Genomic DNA, 19,439 nt, shown 5'->3' with positions numbered 1-19,439 from the left:
GCCGGCTGCCACGTCGGGTAAATGGCGTTGTGCAGAGTTGCCTATTATCAAGGAGTTGTTGATGACCTTTTCCTTTGCCGCGAAGGCATCTTTGTTGCTGCTGTTCCTGGGCAGTACCCTCTATGTGCATTTGCGCGGCAAGGCACGACTGCCGGTCCTGCGTCAGTTCGTCAATCATTCGGCATTGTTCGCCCCGTACAACGCCTTGATGTACCTGTTCTCCGCAGTGCCATCCAAACCTTACCTGGACCGCAGCAAGTTTCCAGAACTGGACGTGCTCAAGGACAACTGGCAAGTGATTCGCGAAGAGGCGATGCACCTGTTCGACGAGGGTTACATTCGCGCCGCCGAGAAGAACAACGATGCGGGTTTCGGCTCATTCTTCAAGAAGGGCTGGAAGCGTTTCTACCTCAAATGGTACGACAAACCCCTGCCTTCAGCCGAGACGCTGTGCCCTAGAACCGTGGCACTGGTCAGCAGCATTCCCAACGTCAAAGGGGCCATGTTCGCCTTGCTGCCCGGTGGCAGCCACCTGAATCCTCACCGTGATCCATTTGCAGGTTCGTTGCGCTATCACTTGGGACTGTCGACGCCCAATTCGGATGCATGCCGGATCTTCGTCGACGGCCAGGAGTACGCCTGGCGCGATGGCGAAGACGTGATGTTCGATGAGACTTACGTGCACTGGGTAAAGAACGAGACTGACCAGACTCGGGTAATCCTGTTCTGTGACATCGAGCGACCGCTGAGCAACCGCCTCATGACCCGGATCAACCGTTGGATCAGCGGCTTGCTGGGCCGTGCTACCGCGCCGCAGAACCTGGATGACGAGCGGGTGGGCGGGATCAACCAGGCCTATGCCTGGAGCAAGAATTCCAGCGATAAATTCAGTGGCGTGATCAAGCAGTGGAAGCGGCGTAATCCCAAGGCTTACAGGGTGCTGCGGCCGGTGTTGGCGGTGGTGGTGTTGGGGTTGCTGGGGTATTGGCTGTTCGGCTGAAGCCGTCCGTGAAGCCCCGAACACTTTCATTTTGCAATGATGACCGGTCCCACAGGTGGCTTCAGTGATCCACAGGTATGTGTTCACAGGAGAACCAATGTGGGAGCGGGCTTGCCCGCGATGGCATCATCAGCCTTGAACAAATCTACCGGCCAGCCCCCCTGGCCGGTTTCAACACCAGCCACAACGCCACGGCAATCAACATCCCGCCATAGATATGCGCCATCGACAACGGCTCATCGAGCAACAACGCCCCCCACAACACCCCGAACGGCGGGATCATGAAGGTCACCGTCATCGACTTCACCGGCCCGACTGAGGTCAGCAGGCGGAAGTAAATGATGTACGCGAAAGCCGTGCACCCCAGGCCCAATCCCAGCAGCGATAACCAGACATTCCAGCCGCCCCAGCTCACCGGTGGTTGGGTGATCACGCTGTAGCCGAACAGCGGCAACAGAAACAAGGTCGCCCCGAGCATGCTGCCCAGCGCCGACAGACGGCTGTCGAGGCCGCCGGCCTGATCCAGCCAGCGCCGCGCGAGAAACCCGGCGAAACCATAGCAGGTGGTGGCGAGCAGGCAGGCGAGGGCACCCATCAGCAATTGCAGGTCGAACGCCACCGGCCCGGCACGGGTCAGGATGCCGACGCCGAACAGACCGAGAAACACTCCGCCCAATTTTGCCGAAGTGAGTTTTTCACTGAAGAAAAGCCCGCCGATCAGCACGCCCATCAACGGCGTGGTGGCATTGAAAATCGCCGAGTAGCCCGCCGGCAGCACCTGCGCTGCAACCGAATAGAGGGTCGCCGGAATGCCGGAGTTGATCACCCCGAGCAGCATCACCGTCTTGAGTTTGCCCTTGAAATCCCAGCTGATGCGCATCAGTCCCAGAATCACCAACAGCCCGGCGGCGGCGATCGACACCCGCAAGAACCCGGTGGGCACGGTGCCGATGACCGGGGCGATGATGCGCATGAACAGAAAGCTCGCACCCCAAATGGCCGCCAACGACAGCATGCGAAAAATATCGACGGGGTTCACGGCACGTTCCTTCCTTGATTGGCGCGCAAGTGTCGCGCCAGTCGGGGCACAAGGCAATGGTTGCGTTGCCTAACTAAGGGCCACTAAGCTCAGGCTCCAATGACAAGAACAGCCGCCGAGGTTTTACCTATGCCGCAGCAATGGCCAGCCGCCGACATCGCCCGAATGATCCTCGATGGCTTTGACGATTACCGCGAGCACTTCCGCCAGATCACCGACGGCGCACGCGCGCGATTCGAACAGGCGCTGTGGCAGGAAACGCAATCGGCGTCCGCCGCGCGGATCAATCTCTACGAAGACAAAGTCGGTGAGACGGTGGAGCGCCTGCGCGCGTCTTTCCAGGTCGATACGTTGATGGACGTCAGCTGCTGGCCGCTGGTCAAGAGCGCCTACATCAGCCTGATCGACCTGCGCTTCGACGATGAACTGTCCGAGACCTGGTACAACTCGATCTTCTGCGGGCTGTTCAGCCATGACCTGATCAGCGACGGGTGCATGTTCATCCACACCACCCGGCCGAGCCTGCGCCGGCCCCGTGCTGCGCAAACGCGCACCTACAAGCCCCAAGGCAAGCTCTCCGGCATGCTCGCGAGCATTTTTGCCGACTACAGCTTCAGCGAAGCTTACGCCGATCTTCCTGGAGACCTGCGCCGCCTCGAGGCGCAACTGCGCGAGAACCTGCCGGACTGGGTCTGCAAGGACCCTGAACTGGCCGTCGAACTGTTTTCCTCGGTGCTGTACCGCAACAAGGGCGCGTACCTGGTGGGGCGCATCTACACCCGGGACGAGCAATGGCCGCTGGTGATACCGCTGCTGCACCGCGAAGGTCGCGGGATCCAGATCGATGCGCTGATCACCGACGAAGCCGACGTGTCGATCATTTTCTCGTTCACCCGCTCATATTTCATGGTAGACGTGCCGGTGCCGGCGGAGTTTATCGGCTTCCTCAAGCGTATCCTGCCAGGCAAGCACATCGCCGAGCTGTACACCTCGATCGGCTTCTACAAGCATGGCAAATCCGAATTTTACCGGGCGCTGATCAACCACCTGGCCAACACCGACGACCAGTTCATCATGGCCCCCGGCGTGCGCGGCATGGTGATGAGCGTGTTCACCCTGCCGGGCTTCAACACGGTGTTCAAGATCATCAAGGACCGCTTCTCGCCGTCGAAGAACGTCGACCGTGCCACGGTGATCGAGAAGTATCGTCTGGTGAAGAGCGTCGACCGGGTAGGGCGCATGGCCGACACCCAGGAGTTCGCCGATTTTCGTTTTCCGTTGAGCAAGTTCGACCCGGCATGCCTGGAGGAATTGCTTGAAGTGGCGGCCTCCACGGTGTCGGTGGAAGGCGACACGGTATTGATCCGCCACTGCTGGACCGAACGCCGGATGACCCCGCTCAATCTGTATCTGGAAAACGCCAATGACGACCAGGTCCGCGAAGCGCTGGAGGACTACGGACTGGCGATCAAGCAACTGGCGGCGGCGAACATCTTCCCTGGCGACATGCTGCTGAAGAATTTCGGCGTCACCCGCCACGGTCGCGTGGTGTTCTACGACTATGACGAGATCTGCTTCCTGACCGAAGCCAACTTTCGCCACATCCCGCAACCGCGTACGCCTGAAGATGAAATGGCCTCCGAGCCGTGGTATTCGATCGGGCCGTTGGATGTTTTCCCTGAAGAGTTTCCGCCGTTCCTGTTTGCCGACTCGGGGCAGAGGAAGCTGTTTGACCAGTTGCACGGCGAGTTGTACAACGCCGATTACTGGAAAAGCCTGCAGGAAGCGATTCGCGCCGGCAAAATCATTGATGTGTTCCCGTATCGCCGCAAGGGCCTCGATAACGAATAACGCCACAACCCTTGTAGGCGCTGCCGAACGCTGCGATCTTTTGATTTTGTTTCTCAAAAGCAACGAAAAAATCAAGATCAAAAGATCGCAGCCTTCGGCAGCTCCTACGCATGCCCCGCTTTGAACATCCGCAATCCATAGTAAATCTGCGACAATTGGCCCCCTGCGCCACTAGACGACCTTTGCGTACCTGATGACTGACGAATCGCCCTCCATCGACAAACTGCTGAAAAACCTCGATCACGCCATGCTCGCCGACCGCCACCGGCTGCGTCGGCAGCTGCTTGAACTGCGCAAGAAGCCAGACGAGGCCAAGCTCGCCCAGTGGGTGACGCGCATGCAGGCATCCTGCGACCAGGTGCTGGCGCGGCGTGCCAGCCTGCCGGTGGTGCGATATGACGACAGCCTGCCCATCGCCGCCAAGCGCGATGAAATCAAGGCTGCGCTGCTCAAGCATCAGGTCCTGATCATCGCGGGCGAGACCGGCTCGGGCAAAACCACCCAGTTGCCGAAGATCTGCCTGGAAATTGGCCGTGGCCAGCATGGGCTGATCGGCCATACGCAACCCCGTCGGATCGCTGCGCGCAGCGTGGCGAGCCGGGTGGCTGAAGAACTGGGCACGCCGCTGGGGGCGCTGGTCGGTTATCAGGTGCGGTTCGAAGATCAAAGCGATTCCAATACGCTCATCAAGCTGATGACCGATGGCATCCTGCTGGCGGAAACCCAGAACGATCGCTACCTCGAACGCTACGACACGATCATCGTCGACGAAGCCCACGAACGCAGCCTCAACATCGACTTCCTGCTGGGTTACCTCAAAACCCTGCTGCCCCGCCGTCCGGACCTCAAGGTCATCATCACGTCGGCCACCATCGATCTGGAGCGCTTCTCCAAGCATTTCGATGATGCGCCGATCGTTGAAGTCTCGGGTCGCACCTTCCCGGTGGAAACCTGGTACCGCCCGCTGACCCTGGAGCAGGACGAAGAGGGCAATCGCGTCGAAGATGACTTGACCGTGGATCAGGCGATCCTCGCCGCCCTCGACGAAGTCGCCGCGTTCGAGCGCAGCGAGCGTAAAAGTCCCGGGGATGTGCTGGTGTTCCTGCCCGGCGAGCGGGAAATCCGCGACGCCGCTGACATGCTGCGCAAGGCCCAGCTCAAGCACACTGAAATCCTGCCGCTGTATGCACGGCTGTCACCGGCCGAACAGCAGCGCATTTTCCAGTCGCACCCCGGGCGCCGGGTGGTGCTGGCTACCAACGTCGCGGAAACCTCGCTGACCGTGCCCGGCATCCGCTACGTGATCGACAGCGGCACCGCGCGCATCAGCCGCTACAGCTATCGGGCCAAGGTCCAGCGCCTGCCCATCGAAGCCATTTCCCAGGCCAGCGCCAACCAGCGTAAAGGTCGTTGCGGTCGCGTCGAACCAGGCATTTGCATCCGCCTGTACAGCGAAGAGGATTTCATCGGGCGCCCGGAATTCACCGACCCGGAAATCCTGCGTACCAACCTCGCGGCCGTGATCCTGCAGATGCTGCACCTGCGCCTGGGCGAGATCACCGATTTTCCGTTTATCGAACCGCCCGATGGCAAGGCCATCAGCGACGGTTTTAACCTGCTGCAAGAGCTCTCGGCGGTCGATCGCAACAGCCAGCTGACACCGCTCGGTCGCCAGCTGGCGCGGCTGCCCGTGGACCCGCGCATGGGCCGCATGTTGCTGGAAGCGGCCAAGCTGGGCAGCCTGCAGGAAGTACTGATCGTCGCCAGTGCCATGTCGATCCAGGACCCTCGCGAGCGTCCACCCGAACGCCAGCAGGCTGCCGATCAGGCCCACGCGCAGTGGAAAGACGTGGACTCGGATTTCGCCGGGCTGGTCAATCTGTGGCGTGGTTTCGAGGAGCAGCGCCAGGCGCTGACCGCGAGCCCCTTGCGTAACTGGTGCCGCAAGAACTTTCTGAATTACCTGCGCCTGCGCGAATGGCGCGACTCCCATCGCCAGCTGAGCCTGATCTGCCGCGACATGCAGTTGAGCCTCAATAAAGAGCCGGCCGATTACCCGAAACTGCACAAGGCCGTGCTGTCCGGATTGCTCAGCCAGATCGGGCAGAAGACCGACGAAGGCGATTACCTTGGCGCGCGGCAGCGACGGTTCTGGATTCATCCATCGTCGGGCCTGGGCAAGAAACGTCCGCAATGGCTGATGACCGCCGAACTGGTGGAAACCACCAAGCTCTATGCGCGCATGGTCGCCAAGATCGACTCCGACTGGATCGAGCCGCTGGCCGGGCACCTGATCAAGAAAAACCACTTTGAACCGCATTGGGAGAAAAAGCGCGGACAGGTGGTGGCTTTCGAGCAAATCACCCTGTTCGGGCTGATCGTGGTCGGTCGCCGACCGGTGCACTATGGTCCGATCGATCCGGTGGTGTCGCGCGAGCTGTTCATCCGCGAAGGCCTGGTGCGCGGTGAGATCCAGTCCAAAGCCAAATGCCTGTCGGCCAATGCGCAGTTGCTGGAACAGCTCGACGAGCTGGAAGCCAAGGCCCGTCGTCGCGACATTCTGGCCGACGAAGAAACCCTGTTTGCGTTCTACGATGCGCGGTTGCCGGCGGAGATTCACCAGACCGCGACTTTCGACAGCTGGTATCGCGTCAACAGCCAGAAAGATCCGCAGTTGCTGATCATGCGCGAGGAAGACGTGCTGGCCCGGGAGGCCAGCGAAGTCACCGCACTCCATTACCCGGACACCCTGCACATTGGCGATCTGGAACTGGCCCTCAGTTACCATTTCGAACCGAACCATCCCCGGGACGGCGTGACCCTGCGGGTGCCGGCACCCTTGTTGCCGATGCTGCCACCGGAGCGTCTGGAATGGCTGGTGCCTGGCGTGATCGAGGCCAAGTGCATCGCCCTGGTGCGCAACCTGCCCAAGGCCCTGCGCAAGAACTTTGTACCGGTGCCGGACTTCGTCAAGGCCGCCCTGCAGCGCATGACCTTCGCCGAGGGCTCGTTGCCCCAGGCACTGGGTCGCGAATTGCTGCGCATGACTGGCGCGCGGGTCAGTGACGAAGCGTGGGCCGAAGCGGCGCAGCAGGTCGACAGTCATCTGCGCATGAACCTGGAAATCGTCGATGGCCAGGGCAAGTTCCTCGGCGAGGGTCGTGATCTGGCCGAGCTGACTGCGCGTTTTGCCGAGGCCAGCCAGGCCGCGCTGGCCGTACCGCAAACCGCCAAAAGCCAGCAGCCGGTAGAGGCGAAGGTGTTTGCCGCAGTGGCGGAGAAAACCCAACAGAAGATCGCCGGCCTGTCGATGACGGTGTACCCGGCGTTGGTGGAGGAGGCCGGCACGGTCAAGGAAGGGCGTTTCTCGACCCCGGCCGAAGCCGAGTTCCAGCATCGTCGCGCTCTGCAGCGCCTGCTGATGCAGCAACTGGCGGAGCCGGCCAAATTCCTCCGTGGCAAGTTGCCGGGGCTGACCGAGCTGGGGTTGATGTACCGCGACATGGGGCGCATCGACAGTCTGGTGGAAGACATCCTGTTGGCCAGCCTCGACAGTTGCATTCTCGAGGGCGAAGACCCGCTGCCCCGCGATGGCGCCGCACTCGCGGCATTGGCCGAGCGCAAACGCGGAGCCTGGACCGAACACGCCGAGCGCCTGGCGCGGTTGACCCTGGACATTCTCAAGCTCTGGCATGGTCTGCAGAAGCGCTTCAAGGGCAAGATCGACCTGGCGCAAGCCGTGGCCCTGAACGACATCAAGCAACAGCTCGGCAACCTGGTGTATCCGGGCTTTGTGCGTGAGACACCGATGCAGTGGCTCAAGGAGTTGCCGCGTTATCTGAAAGCCATCGAGCAGCGCTTCGAGAAACTAGGCGCCCAGGTGCAGAAGGATCGGGTCTGGAGTGGTGAACTGTCCGGCCTGTGGGCTCAGTACCAGACCCGTGCGAACAAGCACGCCCAGGAAGGCAAGCGCGATCCGCAGCTGGAGTTGTATCGCTGGTGGCTGGAGGAATACCGGGTTTCGCTGTTTGCCCAGCAGTTGGGCACCAAGGTGCCGATCTCGGACAAGCGCATGAGCAAGCAGTGGTCCCAGGTCGAGCCGTAGCCCCGGCAGCTCCTGCATGGGGCCGCCGAAGGCGATCTTTTGATCTTCCTGTGTCGCGACAAAAAATCAAAAGATCGCAGCCTGCGGCAGCTCCTACGTTGGGGCCGCGTAAAATCGTTCGGTCGTGCAATATAGGGCGAAAACTCGGTGTTTATGGCAAACTTCGCGCCTATAAACGCCGGCCCTGCGGTTTTGAGCCTTCGCGGCTACAGGCGGACCGGAATAAAGAGATGCCAGGTTTGCGTTCCACGGACGGGAATGAACCCTTTGTGTGTTGGTACGTCGGTGCCAATGCTTTCTGCCTGAACAGATTAGAGAAACGACCATGCATAATGTCGTCATCAGTGGCACCGGCCTGTACACCCCGGCCAACAGCATTTCCAACGAAGAGCTGGTGCAGTCTTTCAATGCTTACGTCGCGCTGTTCAACGCCGACAACGCCGAAGCCATCGCCCGCGGCGAAGTCGAAGCCTTGACCGAGTCCAGTGCCGCATTTATCGAAAAAGCCTCCGGCATCAAGAGCCGGTTTGTCATGGACAAGGATGGCATCCTCGATCCGCAGCGCATGGCGCCGCGCCTGCCGGAGCGTTCGAATGACGAATGGTCGGTGCTGTGCCAGATGGCCATGGGAGCTGCCGAGCAGGCCCTGCAACGCGCCGGCAAGACCGCTGCAGACATCGACGGCGTGATCGTAGCCTGTTCCAACCTGCAACGTGCCTACCCGGCCATTGCCATCGAAGTCCAGGAAGCGCTGGGTATCCAGGGGTTCGGCTTTGACATGAACGTGGCTTGTTCTTCGGCGACCTTCGGCATCCAGGCGGCAGCCAACAGCGTACAACTGGGCCAGGCTCGGGCCATCCTGATGGTTAACCCGGAAGTTTGCACCGGCCACCTCAATTTCCGTGATCGTGACAGCCACTTCATCTTTGGTGACGCTGCCACAGCGGTGATCATCGAGCGTGCCGACCTCGCGACTTCCCAATACCAGTTTGACGTTGTTAGCACCAAGCTGCTGACCAAGTTCTCCAACAACATCCGCAACAACTTCGGCTTCCTCAACCGCGCGGCGGAAGAGGGCATTGGTGCCAGGGACAAACTGTTCGTGCAGGAAGGCCGCAAGGTATTCCGCGATGTCTGCCCGATGGTGGCCGAACTGATCGCCACTCACCTGGAAGAAAACCAGTTGAACGTGGCTGACGTGAAGCGCTTCTGGCTGCACCAGGCCAACCTCAGCATGAACCACCTGATCGTGAAGAAGCTGCTGGGCCGTGAGGCGACGGAAGAGGAAGCACCGGTGATTCTGGACACCTATGCCAACACCAGCTCGGCGGGTTCGGTGATTGCGTTTCACAAGAACCAGGATGACCTGGCGGCGGGCTCGCTGGCAGTGCTCAGCTCGTTCGGTGCGGGTTACTCGATTGGCAGCGTGATACTGCGCAAGCGCTAAACGCCCACACCTGTAGGAGCGAGCTTGCTCGCGATGGTCGTCAACGATACCGCGGGGAGCCTGGCACCCCGCGGCGTCCTCACTACCATCGCGAGCAAGCTCGCTCCTACAGTGGGGCAGGGGAATGCGCGAGCGCAAAAAACCCGCTATGCACTATCGGACGGATGATGGGGACCGATAGCACAAAGCGGGTTTATAAACGCGACTCAGGCCTCCCTGCCCGAGCCGGACAGCGGGGTTATCAGAACTTGGCTTCAGCATCCAGTTGCAGGGTGTTGATTTTCGAGTCGCGCAAAGTGGCGTTGGTATAGTCGGATTTCGCCATCAGGTAAGTCGCGCCGAGGGAGAAGTTCTTGTCCAGCTCGTAGCTCACTTTCAACTTGCTGCCGCGCGAACCGGTGAAACCGTTGGCGAAGTCAGAGTCGGTGAAGGCGCCAACCACGGAGTTACGCTGTACATCGCGATAGTTGTAGTCCAGGCCGAAGCCGTAGACCTTGGTCTTTACACCCGCCAGCCAGCCCATGTCCTGGTCGTTGCTGGCATCCTGGTTATTGACCACCTGACCGTACAGCGACAGCGGCATCGGCAGGCCGCCGATGTCCAGCTGACCAAAGCCTTCGTACAGTTTGAACTGCTCGTTCGGGGTGTTGCCGTTGGTGGCCAGTACCGATGGGATGCTGGTGCCGCCGGCGGTGATGTCGTCGTCGTTGTCGTAGCCGTAGATGCTGCCGCCCAGGGTCAGCTTCAGGTTGTCGGTGAGGGCAAAACGCGCGCCCAACTGGCCTGCGTAAAGGCGCAGGTCGTGCTTGAATTGCACGCCTTCACCGTCGACGTTGTCCTTGAGGGTGTAGTGACCGGCGCTGCCGAACAGTTCGGTGCTCGCGCCCAACGGGTATTTGTAAGTGACGGCCAGGCCTTCGGGGCTGATATCGCTATCCCAGATGATGTCGCCCATGCTTACCCATTGCTGCGGCATCTTGCCGCCAACGATGTGCAGGTTCTTGATCGCATCGGGGTGGTAGTCGACGTAACCCTGATCCAGCCAGATCGATTTCTTGTCGAAGTAGTTGTCTAGGCTCTGGTTGGTGGAGCGCGCGTCGTCGTTGTTACCGGTAGCGATACGGATACCGGTGTCGACTTGCGGGTTGATCTCGGTGTAGGCACCCAGGCGGGCACGAACACGCTGACGATCGGAGTCGCGGTTGTTGGGAACGCCATCGTTCTTGATGGTTTCCTGGCGGAACCGCACATCACCCTTGAACTGGGTCTTGGCCGCCCAGGCCAGTTTTTGGTCGAAAGTACTCAGTGCGTCTGTTTTCTTCGCGGTGGCCGCGATCTGCTCGTTGGTCTCTTGCTGAGCCTGACGGGCAATCTGCTGGTCTTTCTGATCCCTGGCCAGCTCGGCTTGCAGTTCACTGTATTGGGCGGTGGTAATCGAGCCGTTTGCCTTGAGCATGTCGAGCAGTTTGGCGTCGACTGCGGCACTGGCCGGGACGCTCATGGCCAGCAACAGACCGCCACACAGGGCCGCCGCAGTTTTCGTGGAAGCAAGACGCATATCAATCTCCGAAGATGAGAGTGGATGACTGAGCCATCCAGGACACAACCGACCTTTGATGGACGGAAAACAGTGGCCGGGTAGAACCCGACGCTCTAAAAACAGGCGCCAGTATCGCGATCGTTTATGACAGAGCAGTGGCAAAGTGATGGCGATGCGATGACGATACGAATTCAACTGCAAGGCCCCGTCCAGAGCACTGCGGTCGGATAGGTCGTGTAGGTTGCGCCGCGATAAGCGATACTCGCGAAGCTTTCACGCATTCAGGTGAAGAGGAATTTATGCCCCTGCAGCGACTGGAAAATCTGTCCGACATTGCCCCGCGCACCTGGGATGCCCTGGTTCCGGAGGCCCAGCCGTTTTTGCGCCATGCCTTTCTCAGTGCCCTGGAAGACAGCGCCAGCATCGGCCCGCATTCGGGTTGGCAAGCCGAGCATCTGTTGCACGTAGAGGGCGACCGGCTAATCGCCGCGCTCCCCTGTTACCGCAAGTGGCACTCCTACGGCGAATACGTGTTCGATCACGCCTGGGCGGATGCCTGCGCACGGGCGGGCATCGACTATTACCCCAAGCTGTTGACAGCGGTGCCGTTCAGCCCGGTCAGCGGGCCGCGACTGCTGGCGGCCAGCGTGGAGGACGGCTTTGAATTGCTGCAGAGCCTGCCGGGTTACCTGGAAATCGAAGGCCTTTCCAGCGCCCACATCAACTTTACCGATCCCTTTACCGACGCCGCTCTGGCCCAGCAACCGGGCTGGCTGCAGCGAATCGGCTGTCAGTACCACTGGCAGAATCGCGGTTACCGGGACTTCCAGGATTTCCTCGACGCCCTCAGTTCACGCAAGCGCAAACAGATGCGCAAGGAACGCGAGCAGGTCGCGGGGCAGGGCATCGAGTTCGAGTGGCTGGAAGGGCGGCAACTGAGCGAAGCGCAGTGGGATTTTGTCTATGCCTGCTACGCCAACACGTACGCGGTGCGGCGCCAGGCGCCTTACCTGACGCGGGCGTTTTTCAGCTTGCTGGCCGAGCGCATGCCCGAGTCAATTCGGGTGGTCCTGGCCAAACAAGGTGCACGCCCGGTGGCAATGGCTTTCAGCCTGGTGGGCGGCGGCAGTTTTTACGGGCGCTACTGGGGCTGCCTGGCGGAATTTGACCGCCTGCACTTTGAGACCTGTTTCTACCAGGGCATGGATTACGCCATCGCCAATGGTTTTCAGCGCTTCGACGCTGGCGCCCAGGGCGAGCACAAGCTGATCCGCGGCTTTGAACCGGTGATCACTCATTCATGGCACTACTTGCGCCATCCCGGGCTGAAGGCTGCGGTCAAAGACTTCCTGCAACAGGAGCGTCTGGGCGTGCTGGCTTACGCCGAGGAAGCGAGGACCGCCCTGCCTTATCGACAGGAATGATCCTCGCTCCCGGTCTCAGCTGTCTTCCTTGCCCAGCCAGCGGTATGTCACCCCGCCGACCACCGCGCCGAGCAACGGCGCGACCCAGAACATCCACAGCTGTGCGATCGCCCAGCCGCCCACCAGCAGTGCCGGGCCGGTGCTGCGGGCCGGGTTGACCGAGGTATTGGTCACGGGGATCGAGATCAGGTGGATCAGCGTCAGGGCCAGGCCGATGGCGATCGGTGCCAGTCCTGCCGGCGCGCGCTTGTCGGTGGCACCGAGGATGATCAGCACGAACATCGCCGTCATCACCAGTTCGCAGACGAAGCCTGCCGCCATCGAGTACTTGCCGGGAGAGTGTTCGCCGTAGCCGTTGGAGGCCAGCCCCGTCGACAGATCGAACCCTTCCTTGCCGCTGGCGATGTAGTAGATCAACCCCGCAGCAATAATGGCGCCGACCACCTGGGCGATGATGTAGGCCGGCAATTCCCGGGCAGGGAATCGACCGCCGACGCATAAACCGACCGAAACGGCCGGGTTCAGATGACAACCGGAGATATGGCCAATGGCAAAGGCCATGGTCAGTACCGTGAGGCCAAACGCCAGGGCCACACCCAGTACCCCGATTCCAAGCGGAGAAGACGCGGCCAGGACCGCACTGCCGCAACCCCCCAACACCAGCCAGAATGTACCGAACAACTCAGTAACTGAACGTTTGAACAGAGACATGAGAGCGTCCTTGATAGGCTTGCTATCGAGACTGCATCGCGTGATGCATCCTGCAGATTTACGACAGGTTCGTCTCCAGAACCTTGGCTGAGTACAGCAGGGTTTTTGTGGAATGCCAATCTGGGAAAAACTGCCAGCGCCCGTGGTCTGGGGCCTGTGGCGGTTTAACAGGGTAGAGGGGGCCCTGTGGGAGCGAGCCTGCTCGCGATGGCGGAGTTTCAGTCAATGTAAATGCTGAACCTAAAACCGCTATCGCGAGCAGGCTCGCTCCCACAGGGGGATGGTGGCATTCAACTCAGTCGATCCCGACGAACCCACCCGTCTGGTGCTGCCACAACCGCGCATACAATCCGCCATGGGCGAGCAGTTCGGAATGGCTGCCGGTTTCGGCGATCCTGCCGTTTTCCAGGACCACCAGACGGTCCATACGTGCGATGGTCGAAAGCCTATGGGCGATGGCGATCACGGTCTTGCCCTGCATCAGGGTTTCCAGGCTTTCCTGGATCGCGGCTTCGACTTCCGAGTCCAGGGCCGAGGTGGCTTCGTCCATGATCAGGATCGGCGCGTCCTTGAGCAGCACCCGGGCAATGGCGATCCGCTGGCGCTGGCCGCCGGAAAGTTTCACGCCGCGCTCGCCTACATGGGCATCAAAGCCGGTACGACCTTCAGAGTCCGACAGCAGCGGGATGAACTCATCGGCGCGGGCCTTGCGCACCGCTTCCCAGAGTTCAGCATCGGTGGCGTCGGGTTTGCCGTAGAGCAGGTTGTCGCGAATCGAACGGTGCAGCAGCGAAGTGTCCTGGGTGATCATGCCGATGCGCTCGCGCAGGCTTTCCTGGCCGACTTCGGCGATGTTCTGGCCGTCGATGAGGATGCGCCCGCCTTGCACGTCATACAGGCGCAACAGCAGGTTGACCAAGGTCGACTTGCCGGCGCCGGATGGCCCGATCAGGCCGATCTTTTCCCCCGGCTTGATGGTCAGGTTGAGGTCGCCGATGATCCCGCTTTTCTTGCCGTAGTGAAAATCGACGTGCTCGAACCGCACCTCGCCATGGGGCACGGTCAGCGGCTTGGCCTGGTCGCGGTCGGTGACGCTGACCGGTTGCGCGATGGTCTGCAGACCGTCCTGGACCATGCCGATATTTTCAAAGATGCCGTTGACCACCCACATGATCCAGCCGGACATGTTGACGATTCGGATCACCAGGCCGGTCGCGAGGGCAATGGCGCCCACCGAGATCAGCGACTGGGTCCACAACCACAGCGCCAGGCCGGTGGTGCCGACGATCAGCAGGCCGTTCATGCTGGTGATGACCACGTCCATGCTGGTGACCACGCGCCCTGCGAGCTGGGCTTTTACCGTCTGTTCCTCGATGGCCTCCTTGGCGTATTGCTGTTCGAAGTTGGTGTGGGCGAACAGCTTCAGCGTGGTGATGTTGGTATAGCCGTCAACGATGCGCCCCATCAGTTTGGAACGGGCATCAGAGGACACCACCGAGCGTTCTTTGACCCGCGGCACGAAGTAGCAGAGCGCGCCAATGTAGGCCGCGATCCACGTCAGCAAGGGAATCATCAGGCGCCAGTCGGCTTCGGCGAACAGCACCAGGGAACTGATCGCATAGATCAGCACATGCCACAGCGCATCCACCGCTTGCACGGCGGAATCGCGCAGGGAGTTGCCGGTCTGCATGATGCGCTGGGCAATGCGGCCGGCGAAGTCGTTCTGGAAGAAATTCAGGCTCTGCTTGAGCACATAGCTGTGGTTCTGCCAGCGGATCAGGCTGGTCATGCCAGGGCTGAGGGTCTGGTGCACCAGCAGGTCATGCAGGCCGACGAAAATCGGCCGCAAGACCAGGGCGACCACCGCCATCCAGGCCAGCTCGATGCCGTGCTCCTGGAAAAAATTGACGTTGGGTGTGCCTTGGGTCAGGTCGATGATGCGGCTCAGATAACTGAACAGCGCCACTTCGATCAGCGCACCGATCAGGCCGACAATCAACAGGGCGGCGAAACTCGGCCAGACCTGCTTGAGGTAATAGGTGTAGAAGGGGAGAACCCGATCTGGCGGAGCCGCCGTCGGAGCATCGCGAAAAATGTCGATCAGTTGTTCAAAACGGCGATAAAGCATCGGTTCTCCGCCCGCGCACGGGCTCTCCTTTGACAGTGCGAACGGCGCCCTGAGGAGCGCCGCCCGGTATTTTCCTGCAGCTTAGTCGATGCGCTTGGCCGACTTGATGAACACAGGATCGGCAGGCACGTCTTTCATGCCGCCGCGCATGGTGGTTGGCGAGTTGACGATGATGTCGACCACGTCCATGCCCTTGACGACTTTCCCGAACACCGCATAGCCGTCGCCCTGGTCGAGGAAATCGTTGTCCTTGACGTTGATGAAGAACTGGCTGGTGGCCGAATCCGGTGCCGAGGTACGGGCCATGGAAAGGGTGCCGCGCACGTTGACCAGGCCGTTCTTGTGCTCGTTCTTGATGGACGCCTTGGTGTCTTTCTGCTGCATCTGTTGAGTGAACCCGCCGCCCTGGACCATGAAGCCGGGGATCACGCGGTGGAAAATCGTGTTGTTGTAGAAGCCGCTGTCGACGTACTCAAGAAAGTTCTTGGTACTGATCGGCGCCTTGACCGGGTCCAGTTCGATCTCGATCTGGCCATTGGTGGTTTCCAGCAGCACGTGCGGGGCCTTGGCAGGCGTGGCGGCCATCAGGTTGGCGGCAAACAGAACGGTGCCGGCGGCGAGGGCGATTTTTTTCAGCATGGGTCAGTGATCCTGAGTGTGGTGGTGTCGACTGCGGTGAGAAACTCGAGCAGGGTTTGATTGAAATGTTCGGGCTGGTCAAGCGGGGTGGCGTGGCGCGAATCGGCAATCACAACCATCCGCGCATCAGGCAGCAGTTTTACATAGTTTTCTTTCAACGCGACCGGGGTGTAGTCACGGTCGGCGCTGATGATGAGCGTTGGACAGGAGACTCTGGAGAGTCGTTCCTGAACGCCCCAGCCGACGATGGCATCAAAGCTGGCGAGATAAGCATGTTTGTCGTTTGTTGCCCAGCGCAGGGCCATCTTCTCACGCAGGTTTGCCTGCTCCGGCTTGGGAAACAGTTTGGCGCCCAAGGCTTTGCCGATGGTGCCCAGGCTCAACGCGCGCATCAGGCTCCAGCGCTTGAACCACTGCCAGTAATCGTCGCGGCTGCGCAGCTTGACCTCTGGCGCGCTGTTGACGATGCACAGGCTTTTGAGGAGCTGCGGCTGGTCCACGGCCAACTGGAAACCGATCATGCCGCCCATCGACAGGCCGACATAATGCACGGGGCCAAGATTCAAATGCTCGATCAGGGCGACCAGGTCGGCGCTGAACCCGGCGATGCTGTAGCGCTCCCGGGGTTTTTCGGAACGGCCGTGGCCGCGGATGTCCGGGACAATCACCCGGTAGCGGGCTGATAGCGCCGGGATCTGCATTTCCCAGTCCAGAGTGCTCGAGCCGAGGCCATGGACCAGCAGCAACGGGGTGCCGTGGCCATATTCCTCATAGTGCAGGTTGCAACCTTCATGTTCGAAATAGGCCATGCAGTCACTCCATGTCAGGCTTGTTCAGGGGCCGCGAAGGGCGCATCCAGCGGCGCGGTGTCGAAGGTACGCAGCAGGTCGATGAGGATCTGCGTCGCCGGGCCCAGGGGTTTGTCCTTGTTCGAATACAGGTAGAAGCTCGGATTACGACTGCCACCCTGATCCAACGGTAGCAGCTTGAGCGAGCCTTCCTTCAATTCGCGTTCGATCATGTGCCGGGGCAACCAGGCAAAGCCGAGGCCGCTGCTGACAAAAGTGGCGGCGGTGGCCAGGCTGCCTACCGTCCAGCGCTGCTCAGCCCCCAGCCAGCCGACATCCCGCGGCTGCTGGCGGCCGGAGTCGCGAATCACCACCTGCATCTGGCTTTCCAGGTCCTGAAAGCTCAATTCACGGTTCAGGCGATGCAACGAGTGATCGGGGTGGGCCACGGCGACAAATTCGACGTCGCTCAATTCCGCCCCCAGGTAGCCGGGAATGCTTAAACCGGTGATGGCCAGGTCGGCAACCCCTTCCAGCAATACTTCCTCGACGCCGGACAGCACCTCTTCGCGCAGCCGCACCCGACAGCCGCGACTTTGCGGCATGAACGCGGTCAGGGCGCGCACCAAGCGGGCACTTGGGTAGGCGGCATCCACCACCAGGCGCACTTCCGCTTCCCAGCCCTGTTCCATGTGGTGGGCCAGGTCTTCCAGCTGGCTGGCCTGTTTAACCAACTGCCGGGAGCGGCGCAGCAGCACGCCGCCGGCCTCCGTCAGCACGGCCTTGCGACCATCAATACGCAGCAGCGGCACGCCGAGCTGGTCCTGCATACGCGCCACTGTGTAGCTGACAGACGATTGCGAGCGATGCAGCGCCTCGGCGGCCTGGGCAAAACCGCCGTGATCGACCACGGCCTGCAACGTTCGCCATTGATCAAGGGTCACGCGGGGCGCTTTCATGTTGGGCTCCTGTTGTCCTAAGCTGGCAGCACTTATTGGAGACTGCCGAATGAAAAAATTCTGTTATCTGGTGCTGGCGATGTTGCCACTCACTGCGTTTGCCTATCCGATCGACGTCACCAAGCAGCTCAATGGCATGAGCATCGACTACGATGCCACTGATACCGATAGCGACATCGCCTCCATCCAGGTCAACAACTACGGCACTGTCGATGCAACCTGCAAGGTGGTCTTCACCAATGGCCCGGAAGCGCCGCGCACTCGCAAGATCGAGGTGCCCGCCGGGAAACACAGCTTCGCCACCGCCAAATTCACCCGTACCATTATCAAGATGCGCATTGAGCTGACTTGCTCCCCCAAATAACATCGTTTGGGAAACTCCTTTGGGAGCGAGCCTGCTCGCGATGGCGATTCGTCTGTAGAAACTGCTGAAACAGATACAGCGTTATCGGGGTCAGGCTCACGACCCCAGGCGCATGCCCTGAGGTTATAAACGAATTTATTGATGGGTTGTAGCAGTTATTTGCGCTTTTTCATCGATATGGTTCTGTTTAACCTTCACTCCATCGCCCTACAGCATTCTCAGATGGAGCCTACAAACCATGTCACGCGTCCTGATCATCGAAAGCAGCGCTCGTCAGCAAGATTCGGTTTCCCGCCAACTGACCCAAACCTTTATCAGCCAGTGGCAAGCCGCGCACCCGGCCGACCAGATCACCGTCCGTGACCTCGCCGTGAATCCGGTGCCGCACCTGGACAGCACGTTGCTGGGTGGCTGGATGAAGCCGGCTGACCAGCGCAATGACAGCGAACATGCCGCGCTGGCGCGTTCCAACCAGCTGACCGACGAGTTACTGGCCGCCGACGTTCTGGTGATGGCTGCGCCGATGTACAACTTCGCCATTCCAAGCACCCTTAAAGCCTGGCTGGACCATGTGCTGCGTGCCGGCGTGACGTTCAAATACACCGAGACCGGCCCCCAGGGACTGCTCAGCGGCAAGCGCGCCTACGTGCTGACCGCACGCGGCGGTATCTACGCCGGCGGCCCGGCGGATCACCAGGAACCGTACCTGCGCCAGGTGATGGGGTTCATCGGCATCAACGATGTGACCTTCATCCATGCCGAAGGCATGAACCTGGGGGGTGACTTCCAGGAGAAGGGCCTGAATCAGGCGAAAGCCAAGCTGGCCCAGGTTGCTTGATATGTTAATCGTCAGATAATCGCTGGATGTTCTAGTGACCTGGCGTGACCCCTTCAAGGCTTTTACGCGCATCGAACCTCCCTTTGCACTTCTGCTCCTGAGTGCTGCCGCCCGATTGAACGCTTTAGCGAGATCGGGCTTTTTTTTGCCTGTGATTTTTCGTGTGGTGACGGCTCTTTTGATATCCCGTACGCGCTGGTAGAAGCTGTCCCGTGGAACGAGGCGGCGATCTTTTGATCTTGGCTTGCGTACTTATCCATTTCTGCGGCAACGGCGGCCATTGGTTTTGCCCCTTACGGCTATCCCTTTAAAGGTCTTAAGTAAAACCCCCTGAAACTTCAGCCAGGATTACCAGACGATTTGGGCCAATGTGCTCGCGCGATTCGAGAAAATGCACCACCAAGCCTCGGCTACACAAGTTGATGTGGATCAACCTTGGCGCCTCCATGTGCTGTAAGTTGAAAAATCAAAACCCGCTAATCAGTACCGGAGATTCTCCATGTTCTGGTTTCGCCATCGTCACCCAGCGTTTATAGGCCTAACGATCGTGCTATGGGCGATAGCGTTTGATTTGGCAGCGAGCCTGGGGTGCCTGGCACAGCCCAG

At 60.3% G+C, this 19,439-nt stretch carries 13 protein-coding genes and 1 pseudogene; 7 read left to right on the top strand and 7 right to left on the bottom strand.

The window, feature by feature from the left end; all coding sequences use genetic code 11:
- The first annotated feature begins 61 nt into the window (after window positions 1-61).
- On the top strand, window positions 62-1,000 hold the full coding sequence (locus AAEZ05_RS11100; protein WP_350647352.1) for an aspartyl/asparaginyl beta-hydroxylase domain-containing protein: 939 nt from the start codon (window positions 62-64) through the stop codon (window positions 998-1,000).
- 145 nt (window positions 1,001-1,145) lie between these two features.
- On the opposite strand, the gene AAEZ05_RS11095 is transcribed toward AAEZ05_RS11100, so the two are convergent.
- On the bottom strand, window positions 1,146-2,039 hold the full coding sequence (locus AAEZ05_RS11095) for a DMT family transporter (protein WP_350598602.1): 894 nt from the start codon (window positions 2,037-2,039) through the stop codon (window positions 1,146-1,148).
- Between the two features lie 129 nt (window positions 2,040-2,168).
- On the opposite strand from AAEZ05_RS11095, the gene aceK reads away from it, so the two are divergent.
- The 3 genes from aceK (at window position 2,169) to AAEZ05_RS11080 (ending at window position 9,442) form a co-directional block, all read left to right on the top strand.
- Window positions 2,169-3,890 (top strand): bifunctional isocitrate dehydrogenase kinase/phosphatase, encoded by a 1,722-nt coding sequence (gene aceK / locus AAEZ05_RS11090; protein WP_350647350.1) that lies wholly within the window; start codon window positions 2,169-2,171, stop codon window positions 3,888-3,890.
- Between the two features lie 193 nt (window positions 3,891-4,083).
- Window positions 4,084-7,995 (top strand): ATP-dependent RNA helicase HrpA, encoded by a 3,912-nt coding sequence (gene hrpA, locus AAEZ05_RS11085; RefSeq protein ID WP_045058718.1) that lies wholly within the window; start codon window positions 4,084-4,086, stop codon window positions 7,993-7,995.
- A 325-nt stretch (window positions 7,996-8,320) separates the two neighbouring features.
- A complete protein-coding gene (locus AAEZ05_RS11080) occupies window positions 8,321-9,442 on the top strand; it encodes a beta-ketoacyl-ACP synthase III (protein WP_350598609.1) in 1,122 nt (373 codons plus the stop codon).
- 241 nt (window positions 9,443-9,683) lie between these two features.
- Here AAEZ05_RS11080 and AAEZ05_RS11075 read toward each other — a convergent pair whose 3' ends face one another.
- A complete protein-coding gene (locus AAEZ05_RS11075) occupies window positions 9,684-11,000 on the bottom strand; it encodes a putative porin (RefSeq protein WP_045058716.1) in 1,317 nt (438 codons plus the stop codon).
- Between the two features lie 281 nt (window positions 11,001-11,281).
- On the opposite strand from AAEZ05_RS11075, the gene AAEZ05_RS11070 reads away from it, so the two are divergent.
- Window positions 11,282-12,406, top strand: coding sequence for a GNAT family N-acetyltransferase (locus tag AAEZ05_RS11070; protein WP_205891899.1), 1,125 nt, complete (start codon window positions 11,282-11,284; stop codon window positions 12,404-12,406).
- 15 nt (window positions 12,407-12,421) lie between these two features.
- On the opposite strand, the gene aqpZ is transcribed toward AAEZ05_RS11070, so the two are convergent.
- From aqpZ to AAEZ05_RS11045, 5 genes and pseudogenes are all read right to left on the bottom strand, one after another.
- Window positions 12,422-13,117, bottom strand: a complete 696-nt coding sequence (aqpZ, locus tag AAEZ05_RS11065; protein ID WP_045058714.1) for an aquaporin Z — start codon at window positions 13,115-13,117, stop codon at window positions 12,422-12,424.
- Between the two features lie 295 nt (window positions 13,118-13,412).
- Window positions 13,413-15,245 carry an ABC transporter ATP-binding protein gene (locus AAEZ05_RS11060; protein ID WP_350647347.1) on the bottom strand — a complete coding sequence of 611 codons (1,833 nt, stop codon included), beginning with the start codon at window positions 15,243-15,245 and terminating at the stop codon, window positions 13,413-13,415.
- Window positions 15,246-15,326: 81 nt separating this feature from the next.
- A complete protein-coding gene (locus AAEZ05_RS11055) occupies window positions 15,327-15,884 on the bottom strand; it encodes a peptidylprolyl isomerase (protein ID WP_205891902.1) in 558 nt (185 codons plus the stop codon).
- 3 nt (window positions 15,885-15,887) lie between these two features.
- Window positions 15,888-16,693, bottom strand: a pseudogene (locus tag AAEZ05_RS11050) (alpha/beta fold hydrolase).
- Between the two features lie 14 nt (window positions 16,694-16,707).
- Window positions 16,708-17,631 (bottom strand): PA3225 family LysR-type transcriptional regulator, encoded by a 924-nt coding sequence (locus AAEZ05_RS11045; protein WP_205891904.1) that lies wholly within the window; start codon window positions 17,629-17,631, stop codon window positions 16,708-16,710.
- 49 nt (window positions 17,632-17,680) lie between these two features.
- Between AAEZ05_RS11045 and AAEZ05_RS11040 the strand changes: the two genes are divergently transcribed.
- Together AAEZ05_RS11040 and AAEZ05_RS11035 are read left to right on the top strand one after the other, a co-directional pair.
- Complete coding sequence (locus AAEZ05_RS11040; RefSeq protein WP_045058709.1) at window positions 17,681-17,995, top strand: hypothetical protein; 315 nt, start codon at window positions 17,681-17,683, stop codon at window positions 17,993-17,995.
- A 238-nt stretch (window positions 17,996-18,233) separates the two neighbouring features.
- Window positions 18,234-18,833, top strand: a complete 600-nt coding sequence (locus AAEZ05_RS11035; protein WP_350647343.1) for an FMN-dependent NADH-azoreductase — start codon at window positions 18,234-18,236, stop codon at window positions 18,831-18,833.
- Window positions 18,834-19,439 lie beyond the last annotated feature (606 nt).

It is taken from the genome of Pseudomonas sp. HY13-MNA-CIBAN-0226 (genome assembly GCF_040310305.1).
Lineage (GTDB): Bacteria > Pseudomonadota > Gammaproteobacteria > Pseudomonadales > Pseudomonadaceae > Aquipseudomonas > Aquipseudomonas gregormendelii.
The sequence above is the reverse complement of the archived record's forward strand: the minus strand, read 5'-3'. Positions and strand labels throughout refer to the sequence as shown.

What these genes read in the sequence shown, in the direction of transcription:
- AAEZ05_RS11100 (WP_350647352.1), top strand. Translation starts at nt 62, where the DNA reads ATGACCTTTTCCTTTGCCGCGAAGGCATCTTTGTTGCTGCTGTTCCTG.
- aceK (WP_350647350.1), top strand. Translation starts at nt 2,169, where the DNA reads ATGCCGCAGCAATGGCCAGCCGCCGACATCGCCCGAATGATCCTCGAT.
- hrpA (WP_045058718.1), top strand. Translation starts at nt 4,084, where the DNA reads ATGACTGACGAATCGCCCTCCATCGACAAACTGCTGAAAAACCTCGAT.
- AAEZ05_RS11080 (WP_350598609.1), top strand. Translation starts at nt 8,321, where the DNA reads ATGCATAATGTCGTCATCAGTGGCACCGGCCTGTACACCCCGGCCAAC.
- AAEZ05_RS11075 (WP_045058716.1), bottom strand. Translation starts at nt 11,000, where the DNA reads ATGCGTCTTGCTTCCACGAAAACTGCGGCGGCCCTGTGTGGCGGTCTG.
- AAEZ05_RS11070 (WP_205891899.1), top strand. Translation starts at nt 11,282, where the DNA reads ATGCCCCTGCAGCGACTGGAAAATCTGTCCGACATTGCCCCGCGCACC.
- aqpZ (WP_045058714.1), bottom strand. Translation starts at nt 13,117, where the DNA reads ATGTCTCTGTTCAAACGTTCAGTTACTGAGTTGTTCGGTACATTCTGG.
- AAEZ05_RS11060 (WP_350647347.1), bottom strand. Translation starts at nt 15,245, where the DNA reads ATGCTTTATCGCCGTTTTGAACAACTGATCGACATTTTTCGCGATGCT.
- AAEZ05_RS11055 (WP_205891902.1), bottom strand. Translation starts at nt 15,884, where the DNA reads ATGCTGAAAAAAATCGCCCTCGCCGCCGGCACCGTTCTGTTTGCCGCC.
- AAEZ05_RS11045 (WP_205891904.1), bottom strand. Translation starts at nt 17,631, where the DNA reads ATGAAAGCGCCCCGCGTGACCCTTGATCAATGGCGAACGTTGCAGGCC.
- AAEZ05_RS11040 (WP_045058709.1), top strand. Translation starts at nt 17,681, where the DNA reads ATGAAAAAATTCTGTTATCTGGTGCTGGCGATGTTGCCACTCACTGCG.
- AAEZ05_RS11035 (WP_350647343.1), top strand. Translation starts at nt 18,234, where the DNA reads ATGTCACGCGTCCTGATCATCGAAAGCAGCGCTCGTCAGCAAGATTCG.